At 46.6% G+C, this 18,095-nt stretch carries 14 protein-coding genes; 6 read left to right on the top strand and 8 right to left on the bottom strand.

The window, feature by feature from the left end; all coding sequences use genetic code 11:
- Nucleotides 1-56: 56 nt before the first annotated feature.
- On the top strand, nt 57-521 hold the full coding sequence (locus R8O70_RS04475; RefSeq protein ID WP_005379316.1) for a hypothetical protein: 465 nt from the start codon (nt 57-59) through the stop codon (nt 519-521).
- 104 nt (nt 522-625) lie between these two features.
- On the opposite strand, the gene R8O70_RS04470 is transcribed toward R8O70_RS04475, so the two are convergent.
- A complete protein-coding gene (locus R8O70_RS04470) occupies nt 626-2,947 on the bottom strand; it encodes a Tex family protein (RefSeq protein WP_005379317.1) in 2,322 nt (773 codons plus the stop codon).
- 230 nt (nt 2,948-3,177) lie between these two features.
- Here R8O70_RS04470 and R8O70_RS04465 point away from each other — a divergent pair, with 230 nt between their 5' ends.
- From R8O70_RS04465 to envZ, 5 genes are all read left to right on the top strand, one after another.
- Nucleotides 3,178-5,058 carry an ATP-dependent zinc protease gene (locus tag R8O70_RS04465; RefSeq protein ID WP_086013892.1) on the top strand — a complete coding sequence of 627 codons (1,881 nt, stop codon included), beginning with the start codon at nt 3,178-3,180 and terminating at the stop codon, nt 5,056-5,058.
- 117 nt (nt 5,059-5,175) lie between these two features.
- A complete protein-coding gene (gene greB, locus R8O70_RS04460; RefSeq protein ID WP_005379321.1) occupies nt 5,176-5,667 on the top strand; it encodes a transcription elongation factor GreB in 492 nt (163 codons plus the stop codon).
- Between the two features lie 105 nt (nt 5,668-5,772).
- The gene (locus tag R8O70_RS04455; RefSeq protein ID WP_017635004.1) at nt 5,773-6,168 is read left to right on the top strand and encodes a DUF1090 domain-containing protein; all 396 of its coding nucleotides are present in this window, start codon (nt 5,773-5,775) and stop codon (nt 6,166-6,168) included.
- Nucleotides 6,169-6,297: 129 nt separating this feature from the next.
- Nucleotides 6,298-7,017 carry a two-component system response regulator OmpR gene (ompR, locus tag R8O70_RS04450; protein ID WP_005379333.1) on the top strand — a complete coding sequence of 240 codons (720 nt, stop codon included), beginning with the start codon at nt 6,298-6,300 and terminating at the stop codon, nt 7,015-7,017.
- Nucleotides 7,018-7,119: 102 nt separating this feature from the next.
- Complete coding sequence (gene envZ / locus R8O70_RS04445) at nt 7,120-8,412, top strand: two-component system sensor histidine kinase EnvZ (RefSeq protein ID WP_017820700.1); 1,293 nt, start codon at nt 7,120-7,122, stop codon at nt 8,410-8,412.
- Nucleotides 8,413-8,483: 71 nt separating this feature from the next.
- Here the strand turns inward: envZ and R8O70_RS04440 are convergent, their stop codons facing one another.
- The 7 genes from R8O70_RS04440 to R8O70_RS04410 form a co-directional block, all read right to left on the bottom strand.
- Complete coding sequence (locus R8O70_RS04440) at nt 8,484-9,872, bottom strand: uracil-xanthine permease family protein (protein ID WP_005379335.1); 1,389 nt, start codon at nt 9,870-9,872, stop codon at nt 8,484-8,486.
- A 232-nt stretch (nt 9,873-10,104) separates the two neighbouring features.
- A complete protein-coding gene (gene recG / locus R8O70_RS04435; protein WP_086046435.1) occupies nt 10,105-12,186 on the bottom strand; it encodes an ATP-dependent DNA helicase RecG in 2,082 nt (693 codons plus the stop codon).
- Between the two features lie 253 nt (nt 12,187-12,439).
- Nucleotides 12,440-13,123, bottom strand: coding sequence for a tRNA (guanosine(18)-2'-O)-methyltransferase TrmH (gene trmH, locus R8O70_RS04430; protein WP_017635001.1), 684 nt, complete (start codon nt 13,121-13,123; stop codon nt 12,440-12,442).
- Between the two features lie 52 nt (nt 13,124-13,175).
- A complete protein-coding gene (spoT, locus tag R8O70_RS04425; RefSeq protein WP_005379340.1) occupies nt 13,176-15,296 on the bottom strand; it encodes a bifunctional GTP diphosphokinase/guanosine-3',5'-bis pyrophosphate 3'-pyrophosphohydrolase in 2,121 nt (706 codons plus the stop codon).
- A gap of 39 nt (nt 15,297-15,335) precedes the next feature.
- The gene (gene rpoZ / locus R8O70_RS04420) at nt 15,336-15,608 is read right to left on the bottom strand and encodes a DNA-directed RNA polymerase subunit omega (RefSeq protein WP_005379346.1); all 273 of its coding nucleotides are present in this window, start codon (nt 15,606-15,608) and stop codon (nt 15,336-15,338) included.
- 182 nt (nt 15,609-15,790) lie between these two features.
- Entirely contained in the window at nt 15,791-16,414 is a 624-nt protein-coding gene (gene gmk / locus R8O70_RS04415; protein WP_005379347.1) for a guanylate kinase, read from the bottom strand.
- A gap of 448 nt (nt 16,415-16,862) precedes the next feature.
- A complete protein-coding gene (locus tag R8O70_RS04410; protein WP_086046436.1) occupies nt 16,863-18,086 on the bottom strand; it encodes a tetratricopeptide repeat protein in 1,224 nt (407 codons plus the stop codon).
- Between the last annotated feature and the right edge of the window lie 9 nt (nt 18,087-18,095).

Genomic DNA, 18,095 nt, shown 5'->3' with positions numbered 1-18,095 from the left:
TAGCCAATAAAGCTAAGCCATATTGACGAGTTGGGCGACTCTGAGGAGGGTTCGCAATGATTGTGTCACCGACCAACGTAAGTGTGCCACTGATCGCCCCATCCGTGAATGTGCAGACGGAACAAGCAGCTCGCGACAATAAAGTCCGAGAGCCTGTAACGCCAACGGTCGCATTGGCCAAAACCAATGCAGAGCGAAAAGTAAAAGGTGATGACAAGCGCCGACGTCAGTCTTCTTGGGATCCTTCAGAGCATCCTGATTATGATATGGAAACGGAAGTCGACACACGTTATCAAGAAGAGCCGGAAGATACACTAGAACGGCTTTTTAGTTTGCTTGCGCTCAAATCGTATAGTGAAGACCAGGGGAAAGGCTACGCGATCCGCTTTCGCTTACCAAAGCGCATTTTGGATGCTGCGATCAATGAAGGATTAATGGAAAAGCGCAGGAAGGTGATCAAGTTTCATTATGGTCATGCAGTCGCTCCCCATACCCCGTCAGAAGTGATAGCAGTATTATGACGACTCAATATCCTACTCAAACAAAAACGCTCCAAGCAGGTTGACTGATTGGAGCGTTTTCTTTTTAGTTATGAAAGCTCGTTAGCGGTGAAGCCTAGGTAAGGTTACTTTTTCGCTTTAGCAAACGCTGCAGCAAACGCACCGCCCATCGCGCTGTTTGATGACGAATCATCACGGCGAGGCTGACGACGCTGCGGTTGGTCATTACGACGTGGCGCTGCTGATGAGCGTTGGCTGCGGTTGTCTTGACCCGGTTCGTCGTTCATACGCATCGATAGACCAATACGCTTACGCTGCACGTCAACTTCCATCACTTTCACTTTGACGATGTCGCCCGCTTTCACCACTTCACGTGGGTCAGACACGTAACGATCTGTCAGTGCAGAGATGTGTACGAGACCATCTTGGTGAACGCCAATATCAACGAAGGCACCGAAGTTGGCTACGTTTGATACCACACCTTCTAGAATCATGCCCGGTTCCAAGTCAGATACCGAGTTTACACCTTCTGCAAAGGTCGCCGTTTTGAATTCTGGACGTGGGTCACGACCCGGCTTGTCTAACTCTTTGATGATGTCTGTAATGGTTGGAACGCCGAAGTTATCGTCGGTGTAATCGACCGCATGCAGACCTTTAAGGAAGCTTGAATCACCAATCAGTGCTTTGATGTCTTTGTTGTTCTTCTCAGAAATTGCTTTGACCACCGGGTACGCTTCTGGGTGAACCGCAGACGCATCAAGTGGGTTCTTACCATCCATGATTCGTAGGAAGCCCGCACACTGCTCGAACGCCTTAGGACCTAAACGAGGTACTTTCTTCAAGGTTGTACGTGCTTCAAAGCGACCGTTTTCATCGCGGAAGTCGACAATGTTCTGCGCGATGGTGCTTGATAAGCCTGCTACGCGTGTTAATAGTGCGGCAGAAGCGGTGTTCACATCAACACCAACCGCATTTACACAGTCTTCCACAATCGCATCTAGGCGTTTTGCCAACATAGATTGGCTTACATCGTGCTGGTATTGACCCACACCAATAGATTTCGGATCAATTTTCACGAGTTCAGCCAATGGATCTTGCAAACGACGTGCAATCGACACTGCACCACGCAGTGATACGTCCATATTCGGGAACTCTTTTGCTGCAAGCTCAGACGCTGAGTAAACCGAAGCCCCCGCTTCACTTACTATGATCTTCTGAACTTTCAGGTTGCCACGTTTGATGACGTCTGCGACAAAGCTGTCGGTTTCACGTGAAGCCGTACCGTTACCAATCGCAATCAAATCCACGTTGTACTTACGCACCAACTGCTCAACGATTTGTGCTGACTTGTCGTATTGTTTTTGTGGTGGGTGAGGGTAGATGGTTTCGGTTGCAAGCACTTTACCTGTTGAGTCGACAACCGCGATTTTTGAACCTGTACGCAGACCCGGATCGAGACCAAGTGTTGCACGAGGGCCAGCCGGTGCTGCCATCAACAAGTCTTTTAGGTTAGTGGCGAATACTTCAATCGCTTCGATTTCAGCGCGCTCTTTCATTGCGCCCATTAGCTCGGTTTCCATGTGCATCGATACTTTGATGCGCCATGCCCAGCTGATCACTTGCTTACGCCAGGTATCCGCAGGTGCGCTGCTTAGCGTTACGCCATAATGGTCGGCGATAATCGTTTCGCAGTAAGACTGACGAGCGCCTTCTTCCTGTTCTGGATCAGCGTTCATCGCCAATGTCAGGAAGCCTTCGTTACGGCCACGCAACATCGCCAGTGCTCGGTGCGATGGCACTTTGCTTAGGGGCTCGTTGTGGTTGAAGTAATCTTTAAACTTCTCGCCTTCTTGCTCTTTGCCTTCAACGACTCGTGAGACCAGTTCCGCATTGCGATTTAAGTGGTTGCGAATTTTTTCCAGTAAGTTTGCGTCTTCTGCGATGCGCTCCATGATGATCGCGCGAGCGCCATCCAATGCAGCTTTGGTGTCTGCGATGCCTTTGTCTGCATCAAGGTATTTGCTTGCTTCGCTTTCTGGCTCGGTTTGTGGGTGATTCCAAAGCTGATCTGCGAGCGGCTCAAGACCAGCCTCAATCGCGATCTGACCTTTCGTACGACGCTTGGGTTTGTAAGGTAGGTATAAGTCTTCAAGACGAGTTTTGCTGTCTGCCTGCGCGATCTCTTGTTCTAGCTCTGGCGTCAGTTTGCCTTGCTCTTGGATTGATTTGAGGATGGTTTGACGGCGATCATCCATTTCACGAAGGTAAGACAGACGGCTGTCCAAAGTACGAAGCTGGGTATCATCAAGGCCCCCCGTCACCTCTTTGCGGTAACGTGCAATAAAAGGGACAGTGTTGCCATCATCAATTAGGGTGACAGCGGCGTTGACTTGCTCTGGGCGAACATTCAGTTCTTGAGCAATCATGCGACAGATAGCTTGGCTCATCCGTGTTTTCTCTTTTAATTCGGTTTTGGTTGTATAGAACATTGGGGTCGTTCGAAGAATTTGCAATGTTTTAAATTAACGAGGCAAAAATTTACCGGGCGCTGGTGGACATCAGTCAGATTTATGTCAAAACTGTAATTAAATTGAGAACTTATATCCGCAGTTATCGACTAACCTAATTCCACGGTTGTTGATATCACTAAATGTACCTCGGCTTATACCGGATAATCATGATGAAAAAAATGTCTTTGGCGTTAGCGCTTACGAGTGCCTTACTTGTCGCCCCGCTTAGTTGGGCGCAGTCTATCTCAGGAACCACACAAGCTCCCGTTTATCAGCTCGATAACAAATTGGTACTAGGGCGTGTGGAGAGCGTCTACTACAGTGACATTCCGGAACTAAAAGCGGTGCCATTTATTGGCAAGATTGATACTGGTGCAGATACGACATCGATGCATGCGGAGAATATCCATGTCAGTAGCTCACACCCAGATTACCAAGATTTGAAAGATAACGAGTTACTTTGGGCGATTGTCGATGACTTAGGTGGTACGAAGGCAAAGTGGGACGCCGACAGCTTTAAGCCATATCAAGTAAAGGTTAGCTTTACGGTTCCTCACCCTTATACAGGGAAGGAAATACAGATTACCGATGATCTGGAAAGAGTGAGCGCGATTCGCAGTCGAACAAGCAAAAAGCCCATCCTACGCCCGACAATAAAAATGCCGATGACAATCGCTGGTCACACCGTTGATACGGAAGTGAACCTGACCAAGCGTACGCAATTCTCTTCTCCTATCTTGATTGGTAAAACCTATCTCGATGATAACGCATGGGTCTTCGCTGGTTACGATTACCTTCAAGAACAGCCACGCGCAAAAATGATTGGCAAAAAAGAGACGGTTGAAGTCGAAGGTGTGCCATATAAGATCAGCATCTCAACTTCTAGCCGTTATACCAACGTCCATGCACTGGACATCAAGGTAGACAAGAAGCATAACGAAGTCTCTTTTATGTTAGAGGGCGAGAATGGCAAGCGTCATCCAATGACATTACCCTTGGTACGAATGCTGAAAACGACCAAAAGCGAGCGCCCTTTAGTCTATTTACCCGTCAAAGTCGGCGAAAATGAAACTCAACGTTGGTTGGTGTATCTGCGTGATCGCAGTAAGTTCAGTTCGCAAATTCGCTTAGGTCGGGACGTCGCGAGTCAGCACTTTGTTATTGATACGGACAGAGAAAATCTACTGGGTGGCGTAGAAAAAACGTTCAAAAGCGCACTCAAATCAAAACCTCTTGTCGTTTCACCAGAAGAACAGGTCACCATTGATGGTTATACCGTCCCTGCTTACCCCACTTTTACTGTGAAAACGCCATTACTGCGTGTAAATGGGTTTGAAGTAACAGAAAAAGGTAAGGATGAATCCGTCACGTTTTATTTAATGAACGATGAGGGGAAAGAAGAAAAAATCACCAAACCAGTGTTGAAAAAGCTCAAGGTTGGCAGCGCGGTTCGCCCTGTTGTCGAAGGAGACTTTCTTCTCGGTAGAAAAGACACATCAATGAAGTTTGCGCTCGATGTGCTTGATGAGGGTGACACTCAACCCTTTTTCGTCTTTGGTCATGACATAGCCAAGGGTGGTGTGTTGCTGAACACTCGCGCAGACCATCTACTAGATGCAAGGCCACTTTTCAAAGCTGGCCATATCGAAGTGGCTGAAGTTGAGGGGATGTCTTTCCCTGTGAAGTTAGACACGGGTGCAGATGTAAGCTCAATCAATGCTAAGAACATCAAGCAGTTTAAGAAAGACGGCAAAGACATGGTGAGCTTTACCTATGAGAACGATCTTGGCATGAAACAGGCGTTTACCAAGCCTGTTGTTGATGTCATGCGTATTAAAGCGAAGAAAGGCGAGAAAGCGAACGTACGCCCTGTGGTTGAAATGCATGTTAAGCTTGGCGAATTAGAGAAGAAGATCCGAGTCAACTTACAGGACCGAGGTCGCTTCCATTACAGCATGATTTTAGGTAAAAACTTCCTAAAACATGGCGCGGTTGTTTCGAGTGATACGAATTACATCGTGACGCAAAAACCGGATTACGAAAAGTAACACTCTGGCCGCCTTATCACCTTGATACCCAAAGCCTGAACAACATTGGACCTTTGGGTATATCATCTCCTTAATGCTGCCAAAGAGCAGCATTTTTTAGTTGAGATAGGAGTTAATTTGAAAACTAAGCTGATTACACGAGAAGGTTACAACAAACTCAAACAAGAGCATGATTACCTTTGGAATGAAAAGCGCCCGGAAATCACCAAGATCGTTACTTGGGCGGCGAGCCTGGGCGATCGCTCAGAAAATGCGGATTACACCTTCAATAAACGTTTACTCCGTCAGATCGACCGTCGTGTCCGCTTCCTTCGTAAATTCCTGCCAGAAGTCACGATCGTTGACTATTCTCCGCAACAAGAAGGCAAAGTCTTTTTTGGTGCATGGGTGGAAATAGAAAATGAGGCAGGAGAAGTGAAAAAGTTTCGTATTGTCGGGCCTGAAGAGATTTATGGCGATGCGAAAGACTACATCTCTATCGATTCACCTATGGCGCGAGCGATGTTGAAAAAACAAGTGGATGAAGAGTTCACGGTACGCACCCCAGAAGGTGAAAAAGAGTGGTTCATCAACTCAATTGAATACACTCAACCGGCCTCGGAAGACTGAGGCTTTATCACTGATTCAAGTCTCATGAAGTTCACTAGAAGTGACTTGGGTCTCAACGTCAGAATATTTGGTATAAAGGCATGGTGCCTTTCTCGGAGAAGTAAAATGAACAAAGCAGTCATGTGTAGTGCTGCACTAACAATAGGATTCTCACTTTCAGTTTTTGCTCAAGATGAAGTGAAAGGCTGTGACGCTAAAGAGTTAGCGGTAGAGCAGCAGCTTGAGTATGCAAAAGCGCAAGGTAATGAGCATCGCATTAAAGGCTTGGAGCAAGCACTTTCCGCTATCCAGAATGAATGCTCGGAAGGTGAGCTGCGCCAAGAGCTGCAAGCAGAAGTGGAAGAAAAGACTAAAGAAGTTGAGGAGCGAGAGGAAGAATTAGTCGAAGCTCAGCATTCAGGTAAAGCAGACAAAATTGAGAAAAAACGTCACAAGCTGGCTGAGGCACAGCAAGAGCTGCTTGAGGCCAAACGTGAACTGGAATGGAATTATGGTCAATAGTAGGTGCTGAAAATACCTGCTAGAGAGAGAATAAAGCGCTTAAGATAAAAAGAGTAACAATTTGCTTGAGCACGTTAGGAAAAACAGTGATACATTTTCGACAATAGACGCTTCTGAAAGGATGTTTCAATGCAAGAAAATCATAAAATTTTAGTGGTTGATGACGATGCTCGTTTACGTGCTCTATTGGAGCGTTACCTTTCTGAGCAAGGTTTTCAGGTACGAAGTGTCGCCAATGGCGAACAGATGGATCGCCTACTAACGCGCGAAAACTTTCACTTAATGGTGCTGGACCTAATGTTGCCAGGTGAAGACGGTTTGTCAATTTGTCGTCGTCTACGCCACGCGAACAATATGTTGCCAATCTTAATGCTCACCGCGAAAGGTGATGAAGTGGACCGCATCGTAGGTCTTGAGGTAGGGGCGGATGATTATTTGCCAAAACCGTTTAACCCACGCGAATTGTTGGCTCGCATCAAGGCAGTATTACGCCGCCAAACTGTAGAGTTGCCGGGTGCACCAAGCACGGAAGAAAAAGTGGTGGAGTTCGGGGAGTTCCGACTCAATCTAGGCACTCGCGAGATGTTCCGCGGTGACGAGGCAATGCCACTCACCTCTGGAGAGTTTGCTGTCCTAAAGGCGCTCGTGATGAATGCGCGTGAGCCAATGTCACGAGATAAATTGATGAACATGGCGCGTGGCCGTGAATATTCTGCAATGGAACGCTCTATTGACGTACAAATCTCACGTTTACGTCGCATGTTAGAAGACGATCCGAGCAAGCCGCGCTACATTCAAACCGTATGGGGCCTAGGTTATGTTTTCGTCCCAGACGGCAAAGAGGTGTAACCTCTTCACTCCATAGCCAGCACTTGGCTATAGCAACTTCAGCCTTCATTACCTTCCCTTTGAAGGCTGAAATTTCGCGATTAGGACCACTAGGAACGTTCCATGCGCATCCGAAGTTCACTGACACAATCTATTCTGCTGTTCATCTCTTTGCTTCTCGCGAGCCAAGTTTTCTCTTACTACGCCGTTTTTAACTACGCGTTGATGCCGAGTTTGCAGCAGTTCAATAAAATTCTCGCCCATGAGCTCAATTTGGTGCTTGATGATGAAGGACCTTTAAAGTCTGATGCACCGTTAAGGCGTCAATTATTAGAAAGATTAGGGGTGACGGTTCACAGCCTTGACAGCGATAAGGCGATTGAATTTCATCACGCAATGTCGATTGATTTGATGTCTGAAGAAATGAGCCAAGAGCTGGGTTCGCCTACAGAAGTACGCTTATTGCTTGGCGATGAAAGTTACATTTTGTGGATGCACATCGAAAAGTTGCCGAACTCCATCATTCGTATTCCGTTATCTGAGCTGCAAGAAGAAGATTTTGCACCGCTGTTTCGTAACAGTTTGATTATGGCGCTGCTGATCATTGCTGGTGGTTGGTTGTTTATTCGTTTGCAAAACCGTCCACTTTTGGCTTTAGAGAGAGCCGCGAAAGACGTCGGTCGAGGTGAGATCCCGCCCCCCTTAGCAGAGAAAGGCGCATCGGAGATTCGCTCTGTAACTCGAGCCTTTAATCAAATGTCGAAAGGTATTCAAGAGCTAGAAGAAGACCGAGCCTTATTAATGGCGGGGATTAGCCATGACTTACGAACGCCTCTGACGCGTATTCGCCTAGCGACAGAAATGATGTCTCCTGAGGACAGCTATCTTGCGGAGGGGATCATTAGCGATACGGAAGAATGTAATGAGATCATCAGTCAGTTTATGGATTATCTCAAACCGGTGAACCAAGAATCGTTTGAAGCGGTTGATATCAGTACGATTGCCAGTGACGTTGCCAGTTCTGAAGGTGGCTATGAGGTTGAAATTGAAACAGATCTTAATCTTAACTTGCCACCAGCCAAAGGAAGCGCGATTGCGATTAAGCGGGCGATCAGTAATTTAGTTGTGAATGCGCTACGTTATGGTAATGGCTGGGTCAAAATCAGCACTGGTGTGACAGCAGATAAGCAGCTAGTGTGGATTTCAGTAGAGGACAACGGACCGGGTATCGAGCATTCTCAAATCGCGAGGTTATTTGAGCCCTTTACGCGTGGTGACACCGCTCGCGGTAGTGAAGGCACTGGGCTAGGGTTGGCGATTGTGAAGCGTATAATCAGCCAACATTCAGGCTCTGTGGTGATGCGTAATCGCAGTGAAGGCGGTTTAATCGCTCAAATCAGCTTTCCTACCAAGTAAGTCGATGGCCTGCACCCTTTAAACAAAAAGCCCAACCTAAATAGGTTGGGCTTTTCTTATTCTCAATAATCTTAAGACTCTTTCACTTCCTGAGGAAGTTCATCTTCGTCTTCCAGTTTCTCTGGCAGAAGTAGATTTAAAATGATCGCTGTGATGCCACCTGCTGCAACACCAGTTGAGAAAATACTCTTAATAAATTCTGGCATAAATTGCAGGATCTCTGGTTTTTGTGCGATACCAAGTCCCATTGAGAAGGATAAGGCCATGATCAGAATTGCGCGGCGATCGAGCTCAACACGAGAGATAATACGCACACCAGCGGCAGCAATCGTACCAAACATGACAATCGTTGCGCCGCCAAGTACTGGCTCAGGAATCAGCTGAACAAAGCTAGCGACGCCAGGAAACAAGCCAAGAATCACTAACATGCCAGAAATAAAGTAACCAACGTAGCGGCTCGCGACTCCTGTTAGCATGATGATGCCGTTATTCTGGCTAAACGTTGAGTTCGGGAAGCTGTTGAAAACGGCTGCGATTGCAGAGTTTAAGCCGTCTGCTAACACACCGCCCTTAATGCGTTTCATGTACACTGGGCCTTTTACTGGCTCACCAGACACTTCAGATGTTGCGGTAATATCACCGATGGCTTCTAGTGCGGTAATAAAGAAAATCAGTACCAGCGGAATGAACAGAGACCAGTCAAACGATAAGCCATATTGCATTGGTACGGGCAGTGCTACGATCTCGGTTGCGCCTAGCTGAGAAGTATCTACCATCCCCATAAAATACGCCATGATGTAGCCCACTAGCATCGCAATCACGATTGAAGCCACACGGATGTATGGGTTTTTCGAGCGGTTTAAAATCACAATTAATCCAAGTACCGTCCCAGCCAGAGCAAGTTTGTCTAAGCTGCCGAAGGTTCCTTCATTTAATGCTGCGTAGCCACCGCCCATTGATACTAAGCCGACTTGAATCAGTGTGAGACCGATAAGAGTGACGACGATGCCTGAAACAAGCGGAGTGATGATTCGGCGGGCATGCTCCAACACGCGAGATAGAAAAATTTCTGCAAATGATGCGACTAAAATCGTACCAAAAATGGCAGCCATCATGGTACTGATGTCTGCTCCACCGGCTTTCAGCGATAGGCCTGCACCAATAATAGGACCTAAAAAGTTAAAGCTGGTGCCTTGAACAGAGAGCAAACCAGAGCCAATTGGGCCAACGGTGCGAATTTGAATAAACGAAGACACGCCTGACGCAAACAAAGACATGCTGATGATGGTATTCGTTTGGTCTGCTGGTACACCCAAAGACTGACAGATGATCAGTGACGGAGTGATAACCGCGACGAACATCGCCAATAAGTGCTGAAGTGCGGCAAAAATGGTTTGAGGCAAAGGTGGTCGATCGTTGAGTTGATAGACCAGTTCCGAAGATCGGTTTGAAGTTGTCATTGTTTGTCTCGCTAGTCGCAATATTTCCCTAGTTCTCGCTGAATGGGAGAGCAGGGTGGAGTTGACGTCGTTACCTGTGATTGCTGTTAATCAGAGTCAACTCAGGTTGGTGGAGTGTGATCTAACACACTTAAAAATTTGTGCGCGATTATAGAGAGATTTACTCAAAAAGCAAACGTTTGCTTTGTTTTTGGCGTATTAAAAAACGAGCCATTTGGCTCGCTTTCAATCATTACGCTTTGGAGTAAATATCCCGCTCACCCAACCAGCGATCGATAATCGCTGTTGCGTTAGTCGGGTAATTGTCATGAATATGACGCGCAATACGCTGAACTTCGGGAATCAGGCGTTGATCTCGAACTAAGTCTGCGATTTTGAAATCAGCAAGACCTGTCTGCTTTGTACCCAATAGTTCTCCAGGGCCACGAATTTCTAGGTCTTTCTGCGCAATGACGAAGCCATCGTTACTTTCACGTAGTACTCCGAGACGTTTTTGCGCGGTTTTTGACAGCGGAGAGTGGTACAGCAGCACACAATGGCTAGCAACGGAACCTCGGCCCACGCGACCTCTTAACTGGTGTAATTGTGCCAAACCAAGACGTTCAGGGTTTTCTATGATCATCAAGCTAGAGTTTGGCACATCCACACCAACTTCAATCACTGTCGTTGCGACCAGCAAATGCAGTTTATTGTCTTTGAAATCTTGCATCACCGCTTGTTTCTCTGCCGGCTTCATTCGTCCGTGCACTAGACCAATTTTTACGTCCGGCAGTTTACGTTGAAGCTCTTCTGCGGTATCTGCCGCGGCTTGCGCTTCTAATACTTCCGACTCATCAATCAGGGTACACACCCAATATGCCTGCTTGCCTTCGTTTAAGCAGGCATTTCGGACACGCTCGACGATGTCGTCACGTTTTGTATCTGGAATGGCAACGGTTTGAATCGGCGTTCGACCCGGTGGTAGCTCGTCAATCACGGAAGTTTCTAGATCGGCGTAAGCGGTCATGGCTAAGGTGCGAGGAATAGGCGTCGCCGTCATGATCAACTGATGTGGATAGGCGCCTTGTTTTGCGCCTTTTTCACGCAATTCTAATCGCTGATGGACACCGAAGCGGTGCTGTTCATCAATGATGACCAAAGCAAGGTGATGAAATTCAACGTGCTCTTGGAATAGCGCGTGAGTACCCACTACCATTTGCGCTTCACCACTGGCAATACGAGCCAGCTCGGCTTCCTTTGCCTTACCTTTGAGTTTGCCCGCTAACCAACCGACTTGAATGCCCATTGTTTCAAACCAGTTTGCGAAGTTGATAGCGTGTTGCTCGGCCAATAGTTCGGTTGGCGCCATGAGTGCCACCTGATGGCCATGCTCAATGGCTCTAACAGCGGCCAAAGCGGCAACCAATGTTTTCCCCGAACCAACATCGCCTTGCACTAATCGCATCATTGGGTGCGGTTTTTCTAGATCGGCTTCAATCTCTTGTACTACTCGGGTTTGAGCGTTTGTAGGAGAGAAAGGCAGTTGGGCTAAAAGCTGCGTTTTTAGTTTATGACAAGGACCGAGAGGTAGCGCTGAATCCTTCTGACCTTTGCTACGCACCGCCAGCATCGATAAGTTTTGTGCGAGCAATTCTTCCATGATCAAGCGGATTTGGGCAGGATGTTTGCCTTCGTCAAACTCATCTAAATTAATGGTTGGTGGTGGGCGATGAATGGTGTGCAGCGCTTGCGACATCGTGATTTGATGGTCATACAACCCAGCTGGAAGTAATTCCTGCACTGCGGTTTTATCAAGCAGGGCTAAAGCTTGTTCGGTAAGGTTGCGCAATGTGATTTGGCGTAAACCATCTGTAGTGGGATAAACAGGAGTTAAGCTCTGTTCTACATCGGGCTTTTGCTCGCTAACGTAAAACTTGTAGTCAGGATGAACAATTTCCAAACCCATGCCACCGCGCTTAATTTCACCGTAAGCATGTACTAACTTACCTTGCGTGAAATTGTTCTTCATGGCTGCGGTAAAGTTGAAAAAGCGCAGCGTGATAGTGCCATTACCGTCGCTGATTTTTACCGTTAGCATTTTGCGCTTACCGAAGATGGTGTCGACTGCCATGACCTTACCTTGCACGGCCGCCCAAAGGCCAGCATGCAGTTTGGCAATAGGGTAAATACGAGTACGATCTTCGTAGCGTAACGGAAGGTGAAACAGCAAATCTTGAACGCTATGTAAGCCAACTTTGGCGAGTTTTTCTGCGACTTTCGCGCCAACTCCAGAAAGGGAGGTTAATGGGACGGCAGATAACATTTGGGCGGACATAGAGGGCTCAAGAAAATGGTTAACATAGCAGTATGTTAACCATGGAGCTGTGTTTTTGTACAGGAAAAAATAGTCATGCTTTAGTTAGTGTCATGATTTGACTGATAACCTATCATTCCGAGGAGCTTTAGCGACATCAGGATTCTATTTTCAACAAGTATGTCGCTGAAGTTAACACTATCAGCATCTGTATATTTGAGAATTAGATCCTGAACCACGCTCCTTCGCCGCCGTTCAGGATGACGAAAGTCTGTTACTTGCTTTGCATCTCTTGCCACCACGCGTCATCGGCGATGATTTGACCTTCTTCATCGAGTGGTGGGTAAACGAGCCCTTTTCGTTTCGCGACCTTTGCCAGCACTGGGTGACCACGTTCAAAGAGAATACGGTTGATTGTCTCTTTAGGCAGAGCGCTTTCTTCTCGGTCGTACATGCCTGCGGCTTCACGTTGACGTTGCGCTTCATACAAAATTACGGCACTGGCAACCGATACGTTTAGTGACTGCACCATGCCCACCATTGGGATAATAATGTCTTGATCGGCAAGCTGTTTGGCTTGCTCCGAAGCGCCAACTTTTTCACTGCCTAAAATGATTGCCGTTGGTCTGGTGTAGTCGATCTCGCGAAAATCGACGGCGGTGTCCGAAAGATTGGTCACCAAAACCTGCATACCTTGCGCTTTGAGTTCGGTAATCGCAGTTTCAATCGAATCGTGAGTATCCACTTCAACCCAGTTACGCGCGCCAGCTGAGGTATGGCTCAGCGTACGCATTTTGTCTGGCCAAATTGCGTGAACTTTGTGTAAGCCTGTCGCGTCAGCGGTGCGGATCACAGCAGAGACGTTGTTTGGCTTATGTACTTCTTCGAGACAAAGTGTCAGATCAGTTTGGCGAGTTTTTAGGACTTGGTGAATACGGTTGTAACGTTCTAGGTTCATATTTATTGAGGTATAAAAAATCGCCACCTAACAGAGTAGGTGGCGATAGAGGTTAGTTCTTTCTGCGTCTGACTCGGGTTGCTTGAGGCATTGCCTTAATCTTACGCATGATACCAGCAAGGTGGACACGATCTTTCGTCGTCAACAGCACAGTCACAGTGTATAGACGACCATCACGTTCTTCCGTTGAAAGGCCATGAATGTTTGATCCTGTTTTCGAGATCACGTTGGTAAGTTCTGCAAGAGCACCTTGGTTGTTAAGCATGTCGACTTTAAGTTCAGCAATGAACTCTTTATCGTAGTCTTCAGACCAAGCGACAGCCATATAACGGTCTGGCTCTTTCTGATAACCACGAACGTTCGGACATGTTTCTCGGTGAACAACCAAACCACGACCAGGCGATACGTGAGCAATAATGTGATCATCTGGGATAGGATGACAACAATTTGCAAACGTCAGCAATAAGCCTTCTGCGCCACGAATCGGAAGCTTCTTCTTCGAGTCCGTTGGGATTGAACTTGTTGTCGTGAGCTCTTCGGTGTCACCAAGGAGACGACGTGCGATCACAATGCTCATCAACTCACCCAATCCAATAGCAGCCAATAAATCATCGATGCTTTCTAGGCGAAGATCATTCAAGACTTCTTGGATATTTTCTGGATAAATTGAATCAATCGAGTGACGGCCAAGTGCGTGATTAAGTAGGCGACGACCTAAAGTAATCGACTCTTCACGACGCATCGTTTTCAGTACTTGTCGAATCTTAGTGCGGGCACGAGAAGTCACGACATAGTTTAGCCATGCCGCATTCGGACGCGCACCAGGGGCACTGATAATTTCCACCGTCTGACCGTTTTTCAATGCCTTACTCAATGGGTAAGGGTTACGGTCAACACGAGCACCAACACAAGAGTTGCCTACATCGGTATGTACGGCATAGGCAAAGTCGACAGCCGTTGCGCCTAAAGGCAATTCAACGATACGACCTTTTGGTGTGAAGACGTAAATCTCATCTGGGAAAAGATCGGATTTTACGTTTTCAATGAATTCGAATGAGTTACCCGCGCTTTGTTGTAGCTCTAACAGGCTTTGCATCCAACGCTGAGCTTTCACTTGCGCAGTGGTGCCAGACTTGTCGCCTTTGTCTTTGTAAGACCAGTGTGCCGCGACACCTTTGTCCGCCATTTGATCCATATCTTCAGTACGGATCTGAACTTCAACAGGTACGCCGTGTGGGCCAACCATGGAAGTGTGTAGCGATTGATAGCCGTTCGCCTTTGGTACCGCGATGTAATCTTTCATGCGACCAGGACGTGGCTTATACAAGCTGTGTACTTGGCCTAAAACGCGATAACAAGTATCAGCGGTATCAACAACGACTCGGAATGCATAGATATCCATGATGGTGTGAAAGCGCTGTTCTTTGGTTTTCATCTTGTTGTAGATAGAGAACAGGTTTTTCTCACGACCAACGACGCGAGCATTCAAGCCAAAATCTTGCAGACGGCCTTCTATTTCGCTGTGAATGCGTTGGATCATCTCTTTACGGTTACCACGTGCGGCTTTAACCACTTCTTTCAGTACGCGGTAGCGGTTGGGATATAGCGCCTCAAAGCCCAACTCTTCGAGTTCGGTTTTGATATTGTGAATACCAAGACGATGAGCGAGGGGCGCGTAAATTTCTAACGTTTCACGAGCAATACGACGCTTTTTATCTGGTCGAAGCGCGCCAAGCGTACGCATGTTGTGCGTGCGGTCAGCCAGTTTGATCAGAATGACGCGGATATCTTGCACCATGGCCAGAACCATCTTACGAAAGTTCTCAGCCTGAGCCTCTTTCCTATCGCGGAATTTGAGTTTGTCCAGTTTAGATACACCATCAACCAATTCTGCGACAGTGTTGCCGAATTTCTCTTCGAGATCTTCTTTAGTTACATCACAGTCTTCAATGACGTCATGCAGCAAAGCAGCTTGGAGGGTTTCGATATCAAGGCGCATTTCGGCCAAGATACGAGCCACAGCGACAGGGTGGATGATGTATGGTTCACCGCTAGAGCGGGTTTGCCCTTCATGGGCATCTCTCGCTACCACATAAGATTGACGCAGAGCCTCAATCTGAGGCTCTGTTAGGTATTCTTGGGCAACGTCTTTGAGGCTATCGAATAGATACAAATTATAGGCCCGGGAGGTTGTTGAATTCTAAAGTCAGAATTAACGGTTGTGAGCGATGCTGCTTACTGCCGCTAGCTCTGCCGCTTCTTGCTCTTGCTGTTCTTGACGTTCACGAGCGTCTAGAACTTCTTTAGTAATTAAACCTTCTTCGATTTCGCGTAGAGCGATAACCGTTGGCTTATCGTTCTCTTCTGGCACTAGTGCATCTTTACCGCCAGTTTGCATTTGACGAGCGCGGCGAGCCGCAATCAGTACTAGGTCGAAACGGTTGCCAACTTTTTCAACAGCGTCTTGAACAGTTACGCGTGCCATGAGGACTCCAAATAGTTAACTAAAATTTTAGAATGACGAGAAAGTATACAACCTAACTACTTTATTTACTAGCAATTAGACAAGCCACCGTTTGTGGACTTTCTCAGGTAGTTTATTGTGTTTTTCGCACTGGGCAAAAAACGGGAAATTCTTTTATGTTTTACAGCGTGACTTTTTTGAAGTTACTCTGCTAACAACGCGTCAAGCATACCTTTATATTTAGCAGCTTGCTTTTCTTCCTTCAATCTTTCAGCACGCAAGATAGCTTTAAAATCCATCAAAGCGGTATCAAAATCGTCGTTTACGATCACGTAGTCGTACTCGTTGTAATGAGAGATTTCCGACTTGGCTTCAGCCATACGCTTTGCGATCACTTCATCGCTATCTTGACCACGAGTGTTCAAGCGACGCTCTAACTCACCGTTTGATGGTGGCAGGATGAAGATGCTTTTGGCTTCTGGCATTTGTTCACGGATTTGGCGTGCGCCTTGCCAGTCGATATCTAGAAAAACGTCGATACCTTTATTTAGTGTTTCTTCAATCCATACACGAGATGTGCCGTAATAATTACCAAACACTTCTGCGTATTCTAGGAAGTCACCTTTAGCGATCAGGGCTTCAAACTCATCTTTCGCTACAAAATGGTAGTGGACACCATTTTCTTCACCAGGTCGCATGTTGCGCGTGGTGTGAGACACAGACACTTTCATTGCGTAGGTTGGGTTGCGTTCCAACATCGCTGAGATCAAGCTAGATTTACCTGCGCCGCTAGGTGCAGATACGATATAGAGAGTACCTTTGCCCATTGTACTGTTCCACTTTTGATTGGATTGATTGAGTGCCGAAGGAAAGTTCGACATTCTTATAACGATAGTACTGGCATTGAGAAATCAACCACCAAAGGGGTGGATATTGGTGATAATCCCGCCAGAAAAATGGAGGCGAAGAGTATCATGATCTCTATTTTGTTACCAGTTGATCTTTCTGTCTGTGATCGTCTCTGATGAAATAGTTACTTACGCCAGAGTGTTCCTAAACAGCGAAGAAGGAGCGTGATACAGGACTTACCATCCGCGCACTCTGTTATTAAAACCATTTCTACAACCGTTTAGTGTGCTGATTTTAGGTTTAGAGTCCCGATTTGGCTTGCGTGAGTGACTCTGGTTAAAAATAGGGGTTAATAATGATAAGACGGAAAAAAGGGGAAGCTTTCACTTCCCCAGGCGTGCGACTGACTCACACTTAATCTTCGAATTATCCTTGAGACTCTAGGAAATTTATCCAAGGGCTAACGGTTGACCTGAATTTTGGCGATTGAGCAGCGCCTTTCATCGCCTGCAAGGCCTTTTGTGGCTGCTTAAGCTCGAAATAGGCCATCCCGCGAATGTATTCAAGTTCTGCCTTTTGCTCTCTAGAGGCACTGGATGTCGCGCTTTCTACAAAACGAGTTGCTTCAGAATACTGCTTGTCTTGTATCATTAAGCGAGCAATCTGAATTTGCGTTTTAGCAGAAGGAGCGAGGTTATATGACTTTTTATAAGCGAGAATTGATTTATCTAGCTCTTTAGCTTGCTGCCAGAAACTGGCTAGGCGGTCATAGTTTTCCTTCGTCTTTTCAATGTTTCCAGCTGCCATTTCCTTTTCAAGAGTTTTGGCTGCTTTATATGGAATACCTTGATAAGCCAAGAAGTTTACAAAGCGTAAATATTCCTTCTCTCCTTCTAGTTTCCCCATTTTGTAAACCATTTCTAGGGTGGCTAGAGAGTTGCGTTCTTGACCTAGCTCCATGTAGACACCAGAAAGTTGCATCCAGTAACGCTTTTTCTGAGGGTACTTTGAAGTCAGAGTTTTGAGTACACTGGCAACGCTTTTCAGCTGGCCTAACTCGTAGTGAGATGCAACGAGAATTAAGTACCAAGACTCACTTGGGCTCTTGCTCATCGCGATGGCTTTTTTGGTTGGCGGGATTGCATTTTTGTAATCTTCCAACTGAACATAAGCGCTCGCTAACGTGATATAAGCATGAGCTTGAGGCTTCTCTTTGGTTGTTTCTGCAACCTTGAACCATTCCTTCATCGTTTTTACAGACAACGTATACTTTTCTTCAGCTAGGTAAAGCTGAGCCAAGCTGTAGCGAACTTGTTGAGCAACCGGAACGGGAAGTGCGTCGAGCTGTAATGCTTCGGCAAAGTATTTTGCTGCTTGCACATAATTGTCTTGTAGCGAATACAAAAAGCCAGTCTGCTGAAGTAAAACTGCTCGGTCGTATTTTTTCGAACTTGTGCTTTCTAAAGCGCTTGCTAGTTTTTCTTTCGCTGCTGAATATTTTTCAGTTGCGATCAACTCTTGCACTTTGTTAACGGTTCGAAATGTCCGATCTGATAACTGAGGAGCTTCTTTTGCCATCGTAGGAGCGGCCATTGCCACTCCTGCGAAGAGAATTAAAGAAGCCACTTTGCTTTTCCATAAACTTTTCATCGTGACTCC

It is taken from the genome of Vibrio sp. 779(2023) (genome assembly GCF_033344285.1).
GTDB classification, from domain to species: domain Bacteria; phylum Pseudomonadota; class Gammaproteobacteria; order Enterobacterales; family Vibrionaceae; genus Vibrio; species Vibrio alginolyticus.
This window is presented reverse-complemented; position numbering and strand designations above follow the sequence as displayed.

What these genes read in the sequence shown, in the direction of transcription:
- gmk (WP_005379347.1), bottom strand. Translation starts at nt 16,414, where the DNA reads ATGGGCAAAGGTACTCTCTATATCGTATCTGCACCTAGCGGCGCAGGT.
- R8O70_RS04455 (WP_017635004.1), top strand. Translation starts at nt 5,773, where the DNA reads ATGAACAAAGCAGTCATGTGTAGTGCTGCACTAACAATAGGATTCTCA.
- R8O70_RS04440 (WP_005379335.1), bottom strand. Translation starts at nt 9,872, where the DNA reads ATGACAACTTCAAACCGATCTTCGGAACTGGTCTATCAACTCAACGAT.
- ompR (WP_005379333.1), top strand. Translation starts at nt 6,298, where the DNA reads ATGCAAGAAAATCATAAAATTTTAGTGGTTGATGACGATGCTCGTTTA.
- recG (WP_086046435.1), bottom strand. Translation starts at nt 12,186, where the DNA reads ATGTCCGCCCAAATGTTATCTGCCGTCCCATTAACCTCCCTTTCTGGA.
- R8O70_RS04475 (WP_005379316.1), top strand. Translation starts at nt 57, where the DNA reads ATGATTGTGTCACCGACCAACGTAAGTGTGCCACTGATCGCCCCATCC.
- envZ (WP_017820700.1), top strand. Translation starts at nt 7,120, where the DNA reads ATGCGCATCCGAAGTTCACTGACACAATCTATTCTGCTGTTCATCTCT.
- rpoZ (WP_005379346.1), bottom strand. Translation starts at nt 15,608, where the DNA reads ATGGCACGCGTAACTGTTCAAGACGCTGTTGAAAAAGTTGGCAACCGT.
- trmH (WP_017635001.1), bottom strand. Translation starts at nt 13,123, where the DNA reads ATGAACCTAGAACGTTACAACCGTATTCACCAAGTCCTAAAAACTCGC.
- R8O70_RS04465 (WP_086013892.1), top strand. Translation starts at nt 3,178, where the DNA reads ATGATGAAAAAAATGTCTTTGGCGTTAGCGCTTACGAGTGCCTTACTT.
- R8O70_RS04410 (WP_086046436.1), bottom strand. Translation starts at nt 18,086, where the DNA reads ATGAAAAGTTTATGGAAAAGCAAAGTGGCTTCTTTAATTCTCTTCGCA.
- R8O70_RS04470 (WP_005379317.1), bottom strand. Translation starts at nt 2,947, where the DNA reads ATGAGCCAAGCTATCTGTCGCATGATTGCTCAAGAACTGAATGTTCGC.